This is a genomic window from Streptococcus sp. KR (genome assembly GCF_002238115.1).
Taxonomy (GTDB): domain Bacteria; phylum Bacillota; class Bacilli; order Lactobacillales; family Streptococcaceae; genus Streptococcus.
In genome coordinates this window covers 1-649 of sequence record NZ_NGVM01000100.1, presented here as the reverse complement: position 1 = coordinate 649, position 649 = coordinate 1, and the positions used below count along the sequence as shown (strand labels likewise).

The 649-nt window shown below is 38.4% G+C and carries 1 pseudogene; it reads left to right on the top strand.

Features of this window, described 5'->3' with window-relative positions:
- Positions 1-30 precede the first annotated feature (30 nt).
- Positions 31-649: pseudogene (locus CBI42_RS11070) on the top strand (phage tail tip lysozyme); the annotation flags it as partial.

Below are 649 nucleotides of genomic sequence, written 5' to 3'. Positions count from 1 at the left end.
GTTAAAAAATAGAAAGAGAGGTGATTTCTTTTGTTTGAAAGTGATCCCAAACAATTAAAACAGGAGCGCAAGAGGAGAATCAAAGAAGGAACATCCCTCAATAATAAAAAAGCTCCTAAAGAAGCACGTTTAGACTCAAGAGTTGCATTTAAAGAAGCTAAGAAGAATTATCGCTTAGCGAACAAAGATTATAAATTACACAAAGGACCTCAAGCAACAGCTAGAGGTCTTTTCTTTAAGCAACAACGTGATCGAGCAAAGTTGGAAAAACAAATTGCCACAACGCTCTATAAACGAGCTAAAAAGGCAGATGATAGTTATATTCCTAACCGCCTGAAGAAACGTGCAAAACAAAGTGCCCGAATGAAAGCGAGACACGACGTTGAGAAGACAGTCAGAGATAATGAGATTCTTGGAGACTGGGTTCAGGCTAGGCAAAATATTCGTCAATTTAAGTACCAGGTAAACACCTCTAAAAGAGCGTTAAATGCTGTAGGAAAATTATCCAAGTATTCAATCAATCATAGCTATGGACAGCTCAATAGAAGCTATAATTTCATCAGAGGGCGAGGGTATACTCGAACACCAAAAGAGTTCTCCTGGGAAGGAAAACTCAGCAAAAAAATGAAACATGCCAAAAAGCGACTGG